Consider the following 18,854-nt stretch of genomic DNA (forward strand, 5'->3'; position numbering starts at 1 on the left):
AGCAGCTAGTTCCACTCCTCGATGGCGTCCTCCTGCGCCGGGGCACCATCGCCGGGCGGTCCGCCGTGCGTCCAGGGTGTCTCCTCCCGGGCCGGGAACGCGCCGGACGGCCGGAAGCCCTCGGACAACGTCGTGTAGCAGAGCCGCTCCCCCACCTTGGGCACGCTGCCTGGCGGCGGGGTCAACGACCGGCCCATCCCGCCGGACAACTCCAGCACCACCTCGGTCTTCTCGACATCGCTGGTCGGGTTGACGAAGATGACCCGCGCCTTCTGGCTCGGCCGGGTCGGCGAGTAGAGCGACACTCCCGGCCGCACCAGCACCGGATCGGTGGTGTGCAGCATGATCCGGGGACGCAGTACCGGCCGTTTGCCGCTGTCGTCGACCCGGGTCGGATCGGCCAGGGTCACCTCGCCGACGAACGCCTCCCCGGTCAGCCGGTGGTCGGCCATCACCAGCGGATCGTCGTACGCCCGCTGCACCGCGTACGTGGTGAGGGCCCGTTCCAGCCGATGCAGGCGGTGTGCCGCCGCCACCGCGCCATCCCGCCGGGCCTGCGGATGCCCGCCCTCGTCGACGTACGCCGCGTAGTCGGTGAACGCGTCCCGATCCTCGGCCCAACGATCGGCTACCCGGGCACCGGGCGGCTTCGACCGGAGCAGGTCGACCGCCTGCCACATCAGCCGCCAGGTGGGCTCCAGCTGTCCCCGCAGCAGGTCCGCGAGCGCGGCTCGGGCCTGCTGCTGGGCGACCGGATCGTCCTGTGCCGCCTGGTACGCGGCCATCGCCGGGGCCAACTGCCGGTTGTCGAAGTCCGGGTCGCTGGCCGGACCGGCAGGTGGAAGGAGCGCCGGATCCTCGGCCGCCTCCGCCGCCTGCGCACCGGACATCCCGGCCGGTGGTCTGATCCAGGCCAGCAGCGCGGCGAGATGGTTGTCTTCCACCGCGCTCTGCCCGGTGGCCCAGTGCAGGGTGAGCGCGTCGGTCAACGCCAGCAGCTGGGACGATCCGGGATGCTCGGCGCGGTCGGCGAGGAAGGTCAACCATCGACCGAGCAGCGGAACGGACGCGTCGACCGGATATTCCCCATCGGTACGGCGGAACCGGGTGGACCGGCCGAGCAGCCGGACGAAGGTGACGCCGGCTGGGTTGGGTACCAGGATCTGGGGTGCGTCGACGTACCGGTAGCGCACATCCTTTCCCCGGTCTACCGGCACCGCCTCGGCGACGCCGCGATGACCGTCCAGATAGGGCACGACGATCGAGGCCAGCTCGGTGACGAAGGCGAACCGCTGGTCGCGGTTGCGTGGCTGCGGCACGATCAGCAGCTGCGCCCGGTCCGGGGCGGTGCCGACCATTGCGGCGAGTGGCGCGTTCGCCTCACCGGCCATGGCGAGCGGGACGAGGACGAGCGGCTGCTCGGACAGGTGCAGGTGCCGGACGGTGGCGATCGGTTGGGCCACCCCGGTGGCTACCGCCTGGGCCCGAGCGAGCGCGGTCAGCGTACTCATCCGACGACCACCGGTTGCTCGGCGGCGCGCTGGCTACGGTCGAAGCCGGCGGCGCACTGGCTGCCAACGATGCCGGCCGGCCGACTCCCGTCGAAAGAGCCCGCGGCAGGCTCGCCACCGTCAATACCGGCGGTGGCCAGCACCTCGGCGCGCAACCGGGCGGCCGCTCGGAGCAGCGCGGCGGCCTCCGCCTGTTCCGGGGCCGGGGTCAGCTCCCCACTCGCCAGCCCCAGCACGGTCGCCGCCTGGTCGATCCCGCCCAGCGCGTCACGGACCGACTTGCCCAGGCTGGCGGTGCTGCCGCGCGCCTCGTGCCGACAGAAGCGGGCCAGCTCACACGCGGCCAGGCACTCCGGCGCGTAGCGGGCCTCGACCTCGCCGAGCGCGGCCACCAGCGCCGCCGGCGGCCGGGTCGGCTGCCCGTCCCGGTCCGGCACCAGGTCGAGGGAAAACCCGTCGGGCAGTACGGCGACCAGTTCCTCAACCCGCGCCATCCGGTCGAGCTGTCGCCGCAACACCAGCAACTGCTTTCGTACGTCGATCAGTGCGGCGGTCGGCTCGTTGGAGAAGTCGCGGGGGCAGACGAGGATCACGTCGGACGAGACGGTCTCCGGATCCTGCCCCGCCTCGGCCAGCAGTTGGCGCATCGCGAGCACGTAGACCGCCGCCTGGGTCGCGGCGGCGGACACCTTACTGGCGTCGGCCTGCCCGTCGATCACCGCAAACGACTTGATCTCGACCACATGGAACTGACCGGCGAGCTGGAACGCGATCAGGTCTGGTTCGAGGTAGACCCGCTGACCGGCGACCGCCAGGTGCAGCAGCGGATGGTCGAAGAGGGCTCCCCCCGACGCGGCGAGCTGGGCCGCCCCGGTCAGCAGGTCACGGCTGTGCGTGTGGCGATCGGTCGGCGACTGCGGGCGCCGCGACCTGGCACCGTCGCTCCTGTCTGTGCCGCCGAGCGTGTCGTCTGGAACCCCCAAGTCGGTGTAGGACGCGTCGGGGATGGGCAGGCCCAACACTTCGCGCAGCAGTTGCAGCAGCGTCGCGCAGCCGTCCGCCTTGACCTGGGCCTCGAACGCGTTGCCCCGGGTGATGGCGAACTGGGACTGACCGAACTGGGCGGGAAAGCCGATGTGCCCGGCGACCCGCTGCTTGTCGACCCCGGCACCGTCGAGCAACGCCCGTCGGCGGCACCCCGGGTTGCTGGTGAGGGCGGCGATCGTACGGGCGTTGTGCCGGCGGGGTGCGCTGGCACCGCGTACCCGGTCGAGACGCTGGTCGACGTTCGTCACGCTATTCCCTCCGACGGACCTGGCCAGCGACCGTACCGGTACCCGGTGACAATCCGTGGTTCCCGCGCGGGCACAGGTCCACCAGCTGCGGGTCCTTCGCCAACTTCGGGTCCTTCTCCGGTTTCGGGTCCTTCTCAAGTTGCCGGGGTCCGGCAGTCGCCAGGGTATGTTGCGGGCGTGGATTGCCCGGACGGTGGGAGGCGCGGCTGATGGCTGAGTCACGTGCCCAGCCGAGTCGTGGCCCGGGTCGGTCCGGTGGACGACGAGTTGGCCGATCCGACGAGGATCTTTCCGGGGTGGCCCGGGCGGCGAGCCGGGACGCCGGCGGGGTGGCCGACGATCTGCTCGGCGAGTTCCTCCCCCAGTTGGCCGAGGCGGCCACCTCGGGCCGCCGGCTGGACCGCCCCGCGCTGGACGCGATCGGCGCGGCCGGACGGCGCGCCGCGGAGCAGGGGATTCCGGTCGGTCGAGCGGTGGAACTGTACGTCTCGGCGGCCTGGCGACTCTGGCGGCTGCTGCCGGTGGTGGCGCAGGCCGGTGAGGCGGAACCGGTACGGCTGGCTGGCGAAGCCGTACTGCGGGTGGTCAACGACGCCCTGTCGGCGCTGGTCGACGGATATCTGGCCGCCCGTCGGCTGATGGTACGGCGGGAGGAGGCGCTGCGCCGCGAGTTGATCGACGATCTGCTGCGCGGTGATCCGGACGTCGCCGGGATCGTCGAACGCGCCGAGCCGTTCGGGCTGGACCTCACCCGTGCCCACCAGGTGGCGTTGGCCCTGCCTGACCGTCGGTGGGCGGAGGTGACCGCCGCGACCGGGGGCCTGGAGCGGGTCATCCTGGACCGGTTCGGTGACCGGGATGTGCTGGTGTCGGCGAAGGAGGGCATGCTGGCGGTGCTCGTACCCGGAGTCGCCGTCGCCCCCGAACAACGCGGCCGACGGCAGCCCACTGGTGAACTCGGCCGGGTGATGCAGGCCGCCCTCCAGTCGATACCGTCCGGACGGCCGTGGCGGATCGCGGTCGGCCGTCCCTATCCGGGCGTCTTCGGCATCGCCCGTTCCTACGAGGAGGCGCGCGAGGCGCTCGACCTGGCCGGCAAGCTGGGCCTGCCGGACCCGGTGGCGCAGGCGGAGGACCTGCTCGTCTACCGGATGCTGCTGCGGGACCAGGCGGCCATCGCCGACCTGATCGAGGGGGTGCTCACCCCGCTGACGCTGGCCCGGGGCGGGGCGGAACCACTGCTGGCGACGATCGAGGCGTACTTCGCCACCGGCGGGGTGGCCACCCACGCCGCCCGTCGGCTGCACCTGTCCGTACGGGCAGTCACCTATCGACTGGGGCGGGTCCGTACGCTCACCGGCTACGACCCGATGAACCCGACCGACTGGTTCACCTTGCACGCCGCCGTGCTCGGTGCCCGATTGCTGGACTGGCCCAACCGGGATCTGCCCCGTCCCACCTGATCACGGCCATTCTGCCGGCTCGACACCTTGCCGACCATCGGCAACCACCTGGGCCAGGTCATGGCCGACGCGGGCCGATGCGGCGGACCCCCGAACGACGGAGGCTGGAGCTTCTGGGCACGCCTCCGAACGACGGAGGCCGAAACTTCCAGGCAAGCCTCTAGCCAGGTCAGAAGGAGGACGAGGGCAAAATGCGCGTCGAGGACGTCCCGCTCCCTGGCATCGGCCTACGGCAGGTGATCACCACCGACGACGATCAGCACGTCGGGGTGGTGTGTCACCACAACGGCCGCCGGGACCTGGTCGTCTACCGCCCGGACGACCCGGATGCCGCGCTGAGCGTCACCCTGACCCGCCGGGAAGCCGCCGCTCTGGCCCGGCTGCTCGGTCTCGTCGAGGTCGGCGAGACCGAGTGCGGGTGCCACCAGCAGCCCACTGTCTCCTGAGCCAGCCGGCGAGCAGACCACCGCCAGCGCACTCCGGGCAGTCCGGCCTGCGGGCTACTGCGGGTCGTACCGGATGTGGTCGGGGTCGACGCCGAGTCCGGCCAGGCGGGCCGCCAGTGCCGTGACCATGTCGGCGGGGCCAGACAGGTAGGCGTGGTATCCCGCCCAACTGCCGCGCCGGGTCACCACGTCGACCACGGTGCCCGACTCGTACGGGTAGGCGGCTCCCTCGGCGATCGCCGGGATCACCTGCAACCAGGGATAACGCGCGGCGTACGCGTCGAGCATCTGAAGGTCGTAGAGCTCGCCATAGGTACGGGCACCGAAGAACAGATAGGTCGGCGGTGGACTCGACTGCCGGGTCAGTTCACCCAGCAGGGCCCGGATGGGGGCCAGCCCGGTGCCGCCGGCGACCAGCAGCACGCCCTTGACCGCCGTACTCGCCAGCGTCATCGTTCCCCGGGCCGGGGCGAGCCGCAGCTCGTCGCCGACACCGATCTTGTTGACCAACACGTCACTGAGCCGGCCGGCACCGGTGGCCCGAATGTGGAACTCGAGGATGTTGTCCGGCGCTGGCGGGTCGGCCATCGAGTAGAACCGCCAGGTGTGTGGCAGGTGCGGCGACTCGATCGTGGCGTGCTGTCCGGCGACGTAGGGGTAGGGCTGCGCTGGTCGTACCCGGATCACGGCCAGGTCCGGTCCGGTCATCTCGTGGTGCACCACGGTGGCGGTGACATACGGCGGCGAGGAGAGCGCCGCCTGCGCCGCGTCGCTCATCACCTGGGTTACGAAGTTGTACGCCCGCTGCCATGCCTGGTCGTATTCGGGCCGCCATGCGCTGCCGCCTCGGGTACGCAGCGCTTCGAGCAGCGCGTCGCCGAATGGCTGAAAGTGGGCGGCGCGGACCCCCAGCCGGCGGTGGGCCTGGCCAAGCTGCTGGAAGAACTGGACGACTGCGTCCGGCCGGTGCAGGTCGTCGATGAGCCGACGCATCGACGTGGACAGTTGATCACGCTGCGCAATGAGCGAATCAGGGAAGAGCGTGCGTAAATGCGGAGAGTCACGGAAAAGCAAGGTATAGAGGTACATCAGCGTGTCCCCGAAGGGCTGCACAACGGCGAGGCTTTCCTGCATCAGCCGTTGGTCATTCAGCCGCTGTGGCCAGCCGTCGAGCAGCGCAGCGCTGCGTTCGGCGGGGTCACCGATCCCCCGACCGCCACCGCGCATGCTTCGGCGCAGCAGCATCGAGTGATGCAGGCCAAGCAGGCTGTGGTAGTCATTTCGCGCTTCCGGCTCCGTCATGGTGGGGATGATAGGGACCGCCCCGCCGGCCATGATCGTTGCGGCCGCCCCGAGCCAACCCCAATACGAACAGCGCGTTTTCCCAGCTCAGCACCGCTTAACGGCGCGTTTTCCCAGCTCAACATCGGTGGCCAGTGAGTTGACGAAGAGATCGGGCGGCGGCCTGACCGGGCCCGTCTGGCCAAGGCGGGCCGGTCGCCCGCCGGGAAACGTCAGAAACATCACGGACAGTGGTCACGGCTCCGTAAGCCGGGGGCCACCCACCGTACGACCTAGCGCCGTACGACCTAGCGCGTTATGCCGCGAAGGGCGTCAGTAAAGTCGTCGACAAAATTGTCGGCAATCGGCCACCGTTAGCGAACGCGTACCGAATGCTCTGCCGGAAGACTCGACTGAACAGTTCGTAGTACGGAGTGTCCGCACGGGCGTTGGGACTGCTCGATCGCCGCAGCAGGGTCTCCACAGACGGGTACGCATCTCGGATCTTCCGGTCGTAGCAGATGACGTTCTGTGTGGGGACGAATCCGCCACGTTCGAAGAGGATCTGCTGGTCAGGATGACCCGTAAATTGCCAGGGCTCAGCCCGCATCGGATAGCTGAACCCGACCCGGCCGGGCCGATGCGGCACCAACTCCCGACTATGTGACAGTACGCGTTTGTTTCGACGCAGTTACGATGCGTTTGGCCTGCACAAATCCGCCCAACTAGCGGATTCCCCGCCGCCTCGGGCCACAGTAAGTTAGCTGAACGGGCAACAGTTGACCCGCCGGACGGATTTGGCGCCCAGCTGCCTGGCATCCCTGGCGGCAGTGGTGGCGTACCAAGACATGGAGGCAGCGCCAGTGGCGAACCTGGAAGTGGTGTTGAAGGATGCGATGAGCATCGAGGGGGCGATCGGCGTCGCCCTGGTGGATTTCACCAGTGGGATGACGTTGGCCACCGCCGGCGGCACCGCCGAACTCGACCTCACTGTGGCGGCAGCCGGCAACACCGATGTGGTCCGGGCCAAATTGCGCACCATCGAAATGTTGAAGCTCCCCGACGGCATCGAGGACATACTCATCACGCTGGACACGCAATACCACCTGATCCGGCCATTGCACTCCCGGGCGGGCAGCGGACTCTTCCTCTACCTGGCGCTGAACAAGGGACGGGCCAACCTGGCGCTCGCCCGGCACCGGCTCCGCATGGTCGAGGAAAGCCTCGAACTGTGATCGACAACCGAGGCACGCATGTCGAACCTTTGCCCCGCCGGGAGCGGTCGGCCCGATTCGACGGGTTCGAAACCCCCGCACACCGGGAATCGTTCGCCGGCCCCGACACCGACCAGGCGGTACGGGCCCAGTTGGCCGGCCTGCGGCACGCGCTGCCCGGCGTACGGGGCTGCGTCGTCGCGGGTGTGGACGGGCTGCTGATCTCGCACGACCTTACCGGTGACCCCGAACCACACGACCTGGCCGCGCTGGCGGCCACCACGTTCGGCCTCGGCCGGCAGGCTGGACTCGCCCTACGGCACGGTCCGTTCCGGGAGTCCACCGTGCACAGTCACCGGGGCTACTTCGCCGTGTACGCAGTGAGTGAAACCGTCCTCCTCGCGGTGCTCGGCGACGACGGGCTGAACGTGGCCCGGCTGCATCTGGAGGCCCGACCGCTGGCCGACCGGCTCGCTGACCTGCTGCACGTTCGCACCGCGTAGCAGCATGGGCTGTGGCCGGCACCGGGTCACCGGTGCCGGCCATCGGCATCAACCAGCCCCAGGGACCTGCCTGCCTGCCATCGACAGCAGCCTTTAGCCAGCCCCCGTTGACCGGGGTTTCGGGGCGTCGGTCACTATGCCTGAATGCCCATACCTGACGAACTCTCCCCACCGCCGGGCGGCACGCTCTACAGTTCCGGCCCGCGATCCCGGCTGCCGCGGGGCCGGATGCTGCTGGTCATCCTGGCAGTCAGCGTGGTGGGCATCCTGGGCCTGGTGGGTGTGCTCATCGGGGCCGTGCTCGGCGGCAACTCCCGCGCCAACGACGGATACCAGGCCGGGCCGACAGCCACCACCGCCAGTGCATACGCGCCAGAAACAGCGGAGCCAAGTCAGGACGAGCCCACGCCGGAGGCCACGCCCAGCAGCCCCACCAGCGCCGGACAGATCTTTCGGTTGGTCCATGCCCCGCTCTGCCTGGATGTCGTGGGCGGGGTGTCCCCCGAAGGTGCGGCCGTCCAGCAGGCCGAGTGTGCCGGCTCACCGAGCCAACACTGGCTCGCCACCCCAGCCGGTGAGGGGACGGTGACCCTGGTCAACGTGGCCAGCGGCCTGTGCCTCGACGTCTACAACCTGAGCACCGACGACGGCGCAGCGGTCATCCAGTGGACCTGTAACGGGGGCCCCAACCAGCAGTGGCGGCTCACCGCCCTCGGCGCCGGTCAGGTGGCCTTGGTCAGTGTCAACAGCGACAAGTGCGTGGACGTGCCGGAGGTCAGCACGACCCCCGGCACCAAGCTGCAACAGTGGTCCTGCAACAACGGAACGAACCAGGCGTGGACCGTGTCGTAGTCTGCGGCGTTCGCTAGCTCGGCTGCCTCCCGAAGGAAACCCGGTACAACTCGCCCGGTATGTCACTAGCGACGTAGAGCTCGCCCCTGGCGTCCACTCCGAAGGTGCTCGGTCGGGCCGGCAACTGTCCGATTGCCCGGCTCTCGTAGCCACCGCCCCGGACTGGCCGGATCGCAAACGCGGTAGCCGAGCAGTAGTCGGTCGCCAGGTACGTCCCGGCGGCCATCCGCGCGAACTGCCGGCCGCGATAGACGTGCCCACCGATCACCGCACAACCGTCGACCCGGGTCCCGTAGTGGAACACCGGGTCGACGTACTGCGCATCCGGCTGGCAGCGTTCGGGGAGAACCACCGCCGGCCCTTCCTTGCAGGACCAGCCGAAGTTGACACCACCAACACCGGCCTGCAGGTGGTTGACCTCCTCGTGGGCGTTCTGCCCGACATCAGCGATCCAGAGCGAGCCGTTACGCGGATCGACCGAGAACTTCCAGGCATTGCGCAGCCCGTACGCCCAGATCTCCGGGCGGGCACCGGGGTGCCCGACGAACGGGTTGTCCTGCGGTACGCAGTAGGCACGCTCACCGCAGGAACGTCGTACGTCCAGCCGGAGAATCTTGCCGAGCAGCGTACTCAGGTCCTGGCCGGTGTTCATTGGGTCGTTGCCACCGCCACCGTCACCCAGGCTCCAGTAGAGATGCCCGTCCCGGCCGAACGCCAGATCTCCACCGTTGTGGTTGCTGAACTCGGCGTGTGGCTGGGTCAGCAGGACCTGCTCGCCGGCCGCCGGGTCAGTGCCGGCGAGCACGAACCGCGACAGGGTCAACGCCCCGTCGGGCACGCTGGTGTAGGCAACGTAGACGGCCCGGGTGTGGGCAAATCTCGGCGCGGTGGCGATCCCGAGCAGCCCCCGCTCGTTGCCGACGGTGGAGACCCGGTCGGTGAGGTCCAGCAACGGCTCGGCCGCGAGACCGGTGTCGGGGTGGTAGACGCGTACCCGGCCGGGTTTTTCCGCGACGAAGAGCCGGCGGCTGCGGTCGTCGGGCGCGGAGATCGCGGTCGGTCGCTCCAGGCCGGTCGCGACCAGGGTGGTATCGACGGTCAACTGGTCGAGCGGTACCCGGGGACGCCAGTCCGGGTTGACCGAGCCGGTGCCACCGTCGGTGCCACCGTCGGTGTCGGTGGTGACGATGGCCGGGGCCGCCAGGGCAGCAGCGGCAGTGGTCGGCATCGTCAGGGCGGCCGGGTTCGGCGCCGCTGTGGCGGCGGTAGTCAGTGCGGTCGGAGCAAGTAGCGCGGCGGTCGCGGCGGCGCCCAGCCGCCGGAACAGTTGATGACGCGGCATATCGACTCCCATCAGTTGATGGCAATCTATGGCAAAGTGCCGCGCTTCACCAAGCATCAATCCCATATCGTGAGCAGGCGATCACAGAAACAGTATCAGCCTCACTGGGTCCGCAGAGTGCGCAGCTGTTCGGTATGCGCGGGCAGGTGCACCCGCCCGTGGATGTCCAGCGTGCGTCCCCACGGCAGTGGCTCGTCCACCCGCAGATCAAAGCCCTCTCGGATGTGCGTCCAGACCGGCGTCTCGGCCTTGTCGCCCAGCGACTCGGTCAACGCGCACAACTTCGCACTGCTGTCCCGCAGTACGGCAGCCAACTCGGTCAGCCCGCCGTACCGGGCGATCAGCTCATCGAGTTGGGGTCGGTGGATCGCCTCGATGTCGTAGTAGGCCCACGGCGAGCCGGCGAGCACCGCCTCGGTCGTCTCGGTGAGCAATTCGTCGTTGATTGCGAGATGGGCGAGGACCTGCTCGGCGGTCAGCTCGCCGGCTGGCGGCACCCCGAATCCGCCCGCCTCGACCTCGGCCAGCAGTACGTCGTAGGCCCGGCGCAGCTCCGCCGTCTCCATGCTCCGAGTCTAGGTTCGGCGGTGGTTAGGAAGGGCCCCTTCCTATACAGAAAGCGATAAGAAGGGGCCCTTCCTTGCATCAGGAGGCGCAGTGGGCACAGGCGCCACGGCGGCGCAGGTAGTAGGCGAGCGTGGCCGCACCCAACGAGACCCCCCACAGCGGCCAGAGCAGCATCGGGACGGTGGTGAAGCCGAACCCACCAGAACTCCACAGCTCGGGCGAGCTGTACAGGGTCAGCCCGGCGGCGGTGATTGTGATCGCGACCAGCGTGGCCGGCACGACCGCCAGCATGATCGGCACCCGACGGCCGGCCAGCCCGATCATCCAGTGCGGGAACCGCTCCCCCCAGCGTTGCATCAGACCCAGTGTCAGGATCGCGCCGACCACGGCGAACGCGGCCAGTCCGGCACCGGCCCAGACCAATCCGACGTCCCACATCTCCTGGAGGAACTCCGCGCTGATACCCAGTGGGATGTTGGCCAGCCAGGCGAACCGAACGACCGCGTAGAGCAGCGGAATGATCGCGGCGGTATACCCGGCCCACCTGCCCCAGCGGGCCGCCGACTCGGCCGAGGTCCAGGTCGGGCTATCGGCACCGCGACCGCAGGACAGGCACGCGCCAACGGTATGGAACAGCCAGGTGACGGCGGTACGGGCCAGCAGCACCCCGCCGAGCAGGGCGAACACCTTGTTACCCAGCGACCAGGTGAAGACGTTGGCGTAGTCGACCGGTGGCCAGCCGAACGGCGCACCAATGATCAGCATCGGCGCGTACCCGGTGGTGGCGAGGACCTGCACGTCCGGCACCACCACCAGCAGAATGGCGGCGACCGTCCAGCAGTAGGTCAGCAACAACGCCCGCGCGGCACCCCCCAGGCGGACCGCCTGCGGACCGGCCATGGCCAGCGCCGCCACCGCGACAGTGAGCAACAGTACGGCGAGCACTGGTGCGCCGACGGCGGCGGGAACGAAGCGCAGCAGACTCGGCTCACCGGCCGGGTCGGCGGTGCCGTACGGGTACCCACTGCCGCTGATCGTCCAGACCAGGGCGAGTACGCCGTACAGGCCGGCCCAACCGGCGGCGAGGTAGCCGACCCGGTCGGTCCACCATCGTCGCCGGGGCGGAGCCTGGGACAACTGGTGGGGCAGGGTGGTGGGGTTCGACATCTCGGGTTCCCCTCGTCGATGGTGGCAGTTCGTCCACTGCCACCATCGCGAGCGGAGCCGCGAGCCGACTCCCGTACCAGGGTGAACCGGCTCCCCCGACAGAGGGATGGCGGGAGGGATGAGAGGGGGAAGCGGCGGCGGGTGCGCCTCTCAGCTGACGGCCGGGGTGACGAAGCCGGATTCGTAGGCCGCGATCACCGCCTGGGTGCGGTCCCGTGCCCCGAGCTTCGCCAGCAGGTTGCCGACGTGGGTCTTCACTGTCTCCACCCCCAGCACCAACTCGGCCGCGATCTCCGAGTTGGACAGTCCGGCGGCCATCAGGCGAAGCACCTCCGCCTCCCGTTCGGTCAGCCGCGCCCGGCGTAACCCGTCGCCGCCGCCGGAGGGGCCGTACGCGGTGGCGAGTCGGCGGATCGCCGCAGGGAAGAGCAGCGAGTCGCTGCGGGCCACCACCCGGACCGCCTCGACCACCTCGGTCGGGCGGGCCCGTTTGAGCAGGAACCCGCTGGCTCCGGCGCGGAGCGCGTCGTAGACGTACTCGTCGTTTTCGAAGGTGGTGACGACCAGTACCCGGGGTGGCTCGGCGACGGTGGCCATCAGGTGCCGGGTGGCCTGGATACCGTCGATGGCCGGCATCCGGACGTCCATCAGCACCACGTCGGGACGGAACCTGGCGACCAGGGGCGGCACTTCGGCCCCGTCGGCGGCCTCCGCGACCACGGTCAGGTCGGGCTGGGCGTCGATGATGGCGCGCAGCCCGATCCGGACCAGCTCGTCATCGTCGACGATCAGCACGGTGGTGGTCACGGCAGCTCCTCTGGGTCGTCGTCTGGTCGTACCGCCGGCAGGTACGCGAAGACCCGCCAGCGCCCGTCGTCGGGGCCGGTGTCGAGCCGGCCGCCGAGCAGCAGGACCCGCTCGCGCATGCCGGTCAGGCCCTGGCCCTGCCGCCGGGGACCGGGCACCGTAGGCGGCTCGGGCACGGTGTTGACCAGGTCGATCTCCACCCCGGTGGCCCGTACGCCGATCCGCAGGGTCACCGACTGTCGGTCGCCGTGTCGGGCGGCGTTGGTCAGCCCCTCCTGCACGATCCGGTAGCCCTCGCGGGAGACCGCCCTCGGCAGGGTGTCGACGGCACCGGTCACCTCGACGGTGACCGGCAGCCCGGCGGCCTGACCGGCGGCGACCAGCTCGTCGAGATCTGCCAACGTACGCTGCGGGGCCCGGGTGACCGCGTCCCGTCCCGGCTCCTCGTTGTCATGTTCCGGCGTCTCGTCGCCCTGGCGCCACACCCCGTTGTCCCGGCCCGACGCCTCGTTGTCGCGTTCGCGGAGCAGCCCGAGCACATGGTCCAAATCCGCCGTGGCGCGCCGGCTGGTCTCCTCGATGGCCTGTAGTGCCCGGCGGGCGAACTCCGGATCCTTGTCGAACAGTTCCCGGGCCACCCCGGCCTGGAGCGTCGCCACGGTGAGGGCATGCCCGACCGAGTCGTGCAGCTCCCGGGCCAGCCGGTTCCGTTCGGCAAGCTGCGCGGCCCGCGCTTCGAGTACGGCGATCCGCTCGGTCTGCGACGGACCGAGCAGGGCCGGTGCCAGCACTGCGGCCAGTGCGCCGAGTCCGGCGACCAGGTAGCCCAACCCGACCAGCAGTACGACGCCGAGCAGGGTGAGCCAGCCAATGTCGTGTTCGTCGAGCGGGCCGAGGCGCAGCCCGTCGATCGCCGAGGGGGCGATCCCGAACTGCTTCGCCACGAAGACCAATGCCATCGGCACAGCGATCAGCACCCCGAGGCTGACCACCCCACCGGTGACCAGGTGTACGACGAACCAGAGCGCGGAGCGCAGCCGGGTCTCCCGATCGATGCCATGGCCAGCCGCCGGTACGGGCAGGTCGACACCGAGTAGGGACCGCACCGCCGCGATCTCCAGTGCTCGGGTGCCGCCCAGGAAGGGTGGCACTCCGACGATCACGACCGACACCGCCGCCATCAGCGTCAGCGCCGGCCGGGGCACGTACGGTTCGCCGAACATGTTGACGAAGGCGGCGACCAGCAGCACGTACGGCAGCAGGATCACCCCGCCGAGCAGCAGAAAGACGCCCCGACGGTAGGTGTCCGCCCGGACCAGCAGGCTCAGGACCGATCGGAGGGTCATCCGCCCATGATGCCGTCCGCCGCTCGCCGGACCACCAGGCGGTCAGAGCTAACCGGGTAGTCAGAGCCAACCGCGTTCCCGGGCCTGCCACCCCAGTTGTATCCGGGACCGGGACCCGGTGCGCTCCATCAACCCCTGCACCCGCCGTACGACGGTCCGCCGGCTCATGCCGAGCCGACTACCGGCCGCCTCGTCGGTGAGGCCGGCGACCAGCAGCGACAGCAGATGCTGATCCTCAGCGGAGATCGCCTCGGTACCGGCCAGTCCGGCAGCGCCGGTCACCGACAGCGGGGTGCCCTGCGCCCACACCGTCTCGAAGAGCGCGACCAGGGCGTCCAGCAGTCCACAGGGGTGGACCAGCAGGGCGGTGTCGTGCGCCGACGAGGTCCAGGCCAGCGGCAACAGGGCCAACTCCCGGTCGGCGACGGCCAGTTTGGTCGGTAGCGCGTCGACGATTCGGGCCTGCTCGCCGGAGCGGATGTGGGTGGCCACGCTGGCCGCGAACTCCACGTCGGCCAGGGCGGTGACGTCGTACACGGCCCGATAGGTGACACCGGCCGCCTCCCGGTCCAACTGGGTCGGATTGACCTCCTTGGGGATCGCGTAAGGCGGCGCGACCAGCACCCGCATCTCCTGACGGGCGGTCCGTTGCAGCCGGTCGAAGGCCCGCCCCACGGCGGCCCGACCGGACACGATCTCGATCAGCTCCTCCGTCCGCCGGTCCGCTGACCGGTTGCTGACCTCGGCCGCCAGCCGGTGCGCCGCCTCCCGGGTCCGATCCAGTTCGGCGTACCGCCGCTGGACGAACTGTTCGACGGCCAGGTCGGGCGGTACCGGCACGATCCGCTCCTGCGGTGGCGGCGTACGGTGCAGGAATCCCTCGCGTTCCAGGGTGGCGACGGCCCGCCGTACCTGCGCCACCGTGAGCCCGACCCGCTCGGCGAGCTGCGCCACCGGGGCGGGCCCCTGGCGAACCAGCGCGAGATAGATTGCCTCTTCCGCCGTGCTGAGGCCCACCGTCCTCAACACGGCTGCCCGCTTCGGAACCGAACCGCTGATGGCGGTTGGCCGCATGGCGCAAGTGCGTCATGGCGCAGCTGCGCTTGTCCGAGATCCTTTACCCCCGTGGTCACGAAATGTGACGCTGCTCGGTACCCGACCAGCACGTCAAGGGGTAATTCGTGTCCAATAAGTTGCGCAGCGTAATAGCTGTCGCGGTATCTGTCACCGCCGCGATCTCCGCCACCGGCGTGCCGGCAAACGCCCAGCCCGCAGCCGGTGGCGCAACAGTGCCATCGACATCGGCCGGGTCGGCTGCGGCCGTACACACGGTCACACTGATCACCGGCGACGTGGTCAAGCTCACCACCTTCCCGGACGGCCGGCAGGTCGCCGAAGTCGACCACGACAGTGCGGTCCGCAGTCGTGGCTTCCATCTGTCCGAACGGGACGGCGACGTCTACGTCACCCCGGACGAGGCGCTGCCCTATGTGACCGCCGGGCGGCTCGACCCGGCCCTGTTCAACATCACCGACCTGGTGGCCGACGGCTACCACGACGCGGCCCGCTCGACGTTGCCGCTGCTCATCACCGGCACGCCAGGAGCGTCAGGAGCGCCAGAAGCGTCAGGGGCACCGGGAGCACGGGCCGCCACGCCAGCCGCCCCGGCCGGCACCACCCGCACGCGGGAGTTGGGCAGCATCGGCGGTGTCGCGGTAACCGGGGAGAAGTCCCGGACCCGGGACCTGTGGGCGGCGATCGCCCCCGACCGACCGGCCCCGGCCGCCAGCGCGCAGACGTTCGCCGCCGGCGTCGGCCGGATCTGGCTGGACCGCCAGGTGCGGGCCGACCTGACCAGCAGCGTCGGGCAGATCGGCGCGCCCACCGCGTGGAAGTCCGGCTACGACGGCAAGGGCGTCAAGGTCGCTGTCCTGGACACCGGCTACGACCCGGCCCACCCCGACCTGGCCGGTCGGGTGACCACGGCGGCGAACTTCACCACCGACCCCGACGCCACCGACGGCTCCGGTCACGGTACGCACGTCGCCGCCACCATCGCCGGCAGCGGAAAGGCCGGACGCCTCGGCGGTAAGGGCGTGGCCCCCGGCGCGGACCTGCTGGTCGGCAAGGTTCTCGGCGGCAGCGGCTCAGGCGACCTGTCCTGGGTGATCGCCGGCATGGAGTGGGCGGTCGAGCAGGGTGCCCGGGTGGTCAACGTCAGCCTCGGCGCGGAAGCGTTCGAGGGGCCCGACCCGCTCACCGAGGCAGTCGACGCGCTGACCGCCCGTACCGGTGCGTTGTTCGTGGTCAGCGCCGGTAACACCGGCCCCGGTCTGCAAACGGTCGGCACTCCCGGCACGGCGGACAGTGCGCTGACCGTTGGTGCCGTCTCCGACCAGGACCGGACCGCCGACTTCTCCAGCCGAGGCCCGCGCCTCGGCGACGGCGCGATCAAGCCGGAGATCACCGCCCCCGGGGTCGGCATCATCGCCGCCCGTGCCGCCGGCACCGCCCTCGGTGAGATCGCCGACAACTCGTACACGGCGATGTCCGGCACCTCCATGGCAGCCCCGCACGTAGCCGGCGCGGCGGCGCTGCTCGCCCAGCGGCACCCGGACTGGCGGGCTGACCAACTCAAGGCCGCCCTGGTCAGCAGCGCAAAACCGGCCGCAACGCCGGTGTGGGAACAGGGTGCCGGCCGGGTGGACGTCCCGGCCGCGCTCGGCCAGGAGATCAGTGTGGACGTCGCGTCCGTGTCGTTGGGGAAGATCCCGGCCGGCTCGCCCGCCCACACCGCCAAGGTCACCTATCGCAACCCGGGTCGCCGCCCGGTCACCGTCGAGCTGGCCGCGCAGGCCAGCGAGGTGGGGGCCACCGCCCGCCGGGCCGCGCTGACCGTCAGCCCGGCCCGGCTCACCATCCCCGCCGGGGGCAAGGCCACCGCCACCGTACGGCTGGACACCGCCGCCACCACCCCCAACCTGTACGCCGGGCTGCTGACCGCCCGCAGCGGCGGCCGGCAACTGCGTACCCCGATCGGTTTTCACCTGACGCCCCCGATCCACACCCTGACCGTCGAGGGGGTGGACCGGGACGGTCGGGCACCACAGGGCTTCAGCAGCCGGGCCGAGCTGTGGAACCTGGACAGCGGCGAGACCTACTACGCGCACCTGCGTAACGGCATGCCGGGTACCGTCGAGGTGCCCGCCGGGCGGTACACGGTGATGACCTACCTGCTCAGCACCGACGCGGTCGATGACTCGAAGGACGTCACGGTGCTCGGTGACCCGGAGCTGACCGTCACCGGCGACCGGACCCTGCGCTACGACGCGCGTACCGCCAAGGAACTGGTCATCGACACCCCGGACCCGACCACGATGACCAAACTGGGGCTGAGCTGGCAGCGCACCGCCGGTAACCGATCGCAGATCAGCGGTATGTCGTACAACCCGCACCAGGTGCGCCGGGCGTACGTCGCCGCGACCCGACCGGTGTCGGTGGGCACCTTCCAGTTCTTCACCCGTTGGGATCTGGCCGCGCCACCGCTGACCGGTGCGGTCACCGGCTCCGGCGACACCATGCTGCGGGATGCGCTCCTGCTTGAGGACGCACCCGCCCTGGACGGCCGACACCAGCTGCGGCTGGTGGACGGCGGCAACGGCACCCCCGAGGAGTTGACAAAGGCCGGTGCCCGGGACGCGGCGGTGCTGCTCCGGGCAGTCAACGGAGAGCCGGTGGAGGAACAACTCCGGGCCGCTGGCGCGGCCGGTGCCCGGGTGGCGCTCCTCGCCCCGGACACCCCGGACCGCCTCTTCGCCTCCGGGTTCGGCGCGTCGGCCCCGGCGTACGCCATCAGCCACGACGACGGTCGACAGCTCCGGGACCGGCTGGGCAAGGAACCGACGACGATCACGCTGACCGGGGTGGCCCACTCCCCCTACCAGTACGACCTGCTGCTCACCGACCCGAAGCAGGTGCCCGCCGATCCGCACTACACGGCAAAGGATCTGCGGCTGGCCACGGTGGAGACCGAGTTCCACGAGCACGCGCCGGGGATGCGGATTCAGGAGTCGCGGGCCGGCTACCCGACCGGGGTGAGCACGGCGTTCTCGTTCAGCCGGGTGGTCACCGAGGCACGACGGCGTACCGACTGGGTCAACACCCAGGACGTCACCTGGCAGAGCACGGCGGTCATCAACTCGATCGGCCCCGGCCAGCGGGCGGGTGCCATGTTCGGCCCACTGCGCGCGTTCCAGCCCGGTGACCGGGTACGCGAGGTGTGGTTCCCGGCACTGACCCGGCCAGCTATGCCGCAGACCCTGGCCAACTACGCGTACGGCGTACCGGCGAACCGGGCGCACGACGTGATCCGGGTGGCCGTGCCGCAGTACGCCAACGGTGACGGCAGCCAGTACGGCTGGATCGACGGCCGATCCGACCGGAGCCGGTTGACGCTGCGCCGGGGCCGCACAATCGTCGGCGACAGCACCGCCTCGTCGGCGCACTTCGTGGTGCCGGGCGGGTCCGCCGAATATCGACTGACCCTGGATGTGCAGCGGGACCGGTTCGACGGCCCGGCCTGGTGGACCACCTCCACCGCCACCTCGACGACGTGGACGTTCCGCTCGAAGCGGCCCAAGGGCGAGCAGCCGGCTGTGCTGCCGCTGCTCCAGGTCGGCTACGACATCGACACCGACCTGACCAACGTGGTCCGCGCCGACCGGCCGTATTCGCTGGTGCTGAGCCCCGGTTACCAGCCGGGTGCCACCGGCCGGGGACGGTTCCAGGCCACGGTCGCCGTGTCGTACGACGACGGGGTGACCTGGCGGCGAGCGGCGACCCGGGGCGGCGACACGGTCACCGCAACCATGCCGGCGGCACCGGCCGGGGCACAGTTCGCCACCATTCGCGTCACCGCCGTCGACCGGGACGGTAACCGGATCGAGCAGACGGTCACCCGGGCCTGGAAGGTGACCGTCCGCTGATCGACATACCAGCGGTCGACATACCAGCGGTCCCGCCCGGTCAGTTTCATTCGGGGGTCGGGCGGGGCCGCTACC

General features: G+C 70.3%; 15 protein-coding genes. 6 read left to right on the forward strand and 9 right to left on the reverse strand.

Annotated features, from left to right (window positions below):
* Positions 1–5: 5 nt before the first annotated feature.
* The gene (locus ACWDV4_RS09945; protein ID WP_449976326.1) at positions 6–1,511 is read right to left on the reverse strand and encodes a hypothetical protein; all 1,506 of its coding nucleotides are present in this window, start codon (positions 1,509–1,511) and stop codon (positions 6–8) included.
* Positions 1,508–2,806, reverse strand: a complete 1,299-nt coding sequence (locus tag ACWDV4_RS09950; protein WP_449976327.1) for a hypothetical protein — start codon at positions 2,804–2,806, stop codon at positions 1,508–1,510. Before ACWDV4_RS09950 ends, ACWDV4_RS09945 begins: the two co-directional genes overlap by 4 nt.
* Positions 2,807–3,015: 209 nt before the next feature.
* Between ACWDV4_RS09950 and ACWDV4_RS09955 the strand changes: the two genes are divergently transcribed.
* Positions 3,016–4,269, forward strand: coding sequence for a PucR family transcriptional regulator (locus ACWDV4_RS09955; protein WP_449976329.1), 1,254 nt, complete (start codon positions 3,016–3,018; stop codon positions 4,267–4,269).
* Positions 4,270–4,460: 191 nt separating this feature from the next.
* Positions 4,461–4,715: a potassium transporter TrkA gene (locus tag ACWDV4_RS09960; protein WP_449976331.1), complete on the forward strand. Its 255-nt coding sequence runs from the start codon at positions 4,461–4,463 to the stop codon at positions 4,713–4,715.
* 54 nt (positions 4,716–4,769) lie between these two features.
* Here ACWDV4_RS09960 and ACWDV4_RS09965 read toward each other — a convergent pair whose 3' ends face one another.
* Entirely contained in the window at positions 4,770–6,017 is a 1,248-nt protein-coding gene (locus tag ACWDV4_RS09965; protein ID WP_449976333.1) for a globin domain-containing protein, read from the reverse strand.
* A gap of 827 nt (positions 6,018–6,844) precedes the next feature.
* Between ACWDV4_RS09965 and ACWDV4_RS09970 the strand changes: the two genes are divergently transcribed.
* From ACWDV4_RS09970 to ACWDV4_RS09980, 3 genes are all read left to right on the forward strand, one after another.
* Complete coding sequence (locus tag ACWDV4_RS09970; RefSeq protein WP_449976334.1) at positions 6,845–7,231, forward strand: hypothetical protein; 387 nt, start codon at positions 6,845–6,847, stop codon at positions 7,229–7,231.
* A complete protein-coding gene (locus ACWDV4_RS09975) occupies positions 7,228–7,713 on the forward strand; it encodes a roadblock/LC7 domain-containing protein (protein ID WP_449976336.1) in 486 nt (161 codons plus the stop codon). The genes ACWDV4_RS09970 and ACWDV4_RS09975 overlap by 4 nt, the downstream gene beginning before the upstream one ends.
* Before the next feature lie 144 nt (positions 7,714–7,857).
* Complete coding sequence (locus ACWDV4_RS09980; protein ID WP_449976337.1) at positions 7,858–8,565, forward strand: RICIN domain-containing protein; 708 nt, start codon at positions 7,858–7,860, stop codon at positions 8,563–8,565.
* Between the two features lie 13 nt (positions 8,566–8,578).
* On the opposite strand, the gene ACWDV4_RS09985 is transcribed toward ACWDV4_RS09980, so the two are convergent.
* The 6 genes from ACWDV4_RS09985 to ACWDV4_RS10010 all read right to left on the reverse strand — a co-directional run bounded on the left by ACWDV4_RS09985 (position 8,579) and on the right by ACWDV4_RS10010 (position 14,811).
* Positions 8,579–9,919, reverse strand: a complete 1,341-nt coding sequence (locus tag ACWDV4_RS09985) for a PQQ-dependent sugar dehydrogenase (RefSeq protein ID WP_449976338.1) — start codon at positions 9,917–9,919, stop codon at positions 8,579–8,581.
* An 89-nt stretch (positions 9,920–10,008) separates the two neighbouring features.
* The gene (locus ACWDV4_RS09990; protein ID WP_449976340.1) at positions 10,009–10,473 is read right to left on the reverse strand and encodes a hypothetical protein; all 465 of its coding nucleotides are present in this window, start codon (positions 10,471–10,473) and stop codon (positions 10,009–10,011) included.
* 79 nt (positions 10,474–10,552) lie between these two features.
* Positions 10,553–11,641, reverse strand: coding sequence for a hypothetical protein (locus ACWDV4_RS09995; RefSeq protein WP_449976342.1), 1,089 nt, complete (start codon positions 11,639–11,641; stop codon positions 10,553–10,555).
* A 150-nt stretch (positions 11,642–11,791) separates the two neighbouring features.
* A complete protein-coding gene (locus ACWDV4_RS10000) occupies positions 11,792–12,448 on the reverse strand; it encodes a response regulator transcription factor (RefSeq protein ID WP_449976345.1) in 657 nt (218 codons plus the stop codon).
* Positions 12,445–13,794 (reverse strand): sensor histidine kinase, encoded by a 1,350-nt coding sequence (locus ACWDV4_RS10005; RefSeq protein WP_449976348.1) that lies wholly within the window; start codon positions 13,792–13,794, stop codon positions 12,445–12,447. The genes ACWDV4_RS10000 and ACWDV4_RS10005 overlap by 4 nt, the downstream gene beginning before the upstream one ends.
* Before the next feature lie 60 nt (positions 13,795–13,854).
* Entirely contained in the window at positions 13,855–14,811 is a 957-nt protein-coding gene (locus tag ACWDV4_RS10010) for a helix-turn-helix domain-containing protein (RefSeq protein WP_449976350.1), read from the reverse strand.
* A 164-nt stretch (positions 14,812–14,975) separates the two neighbouring features.
* Here ACWDV4_RS10010 and ACWDV4_RS10015 point away from each other — a divergent pair, with 164 nt between their 5' ends.
* Positions 14,976–18,779 carry a S8 family serine peptidase gene (locus ACWDV4_RS10015; protein ID WP_449976352.1) on the forward strand — a complete coding sequence of 1,268 codons (3,804 nt, stop codon included), beginning with the start codon at positions 14,976–14,978 and terminating at the stop codon, positions 18,777–18,779.
* Positions 18,780–18,854 lie beyond the last annotated feature (75 nt).

Source organism: Micromonospora sp. NPDC003197 (assembly GCF_053590565.1).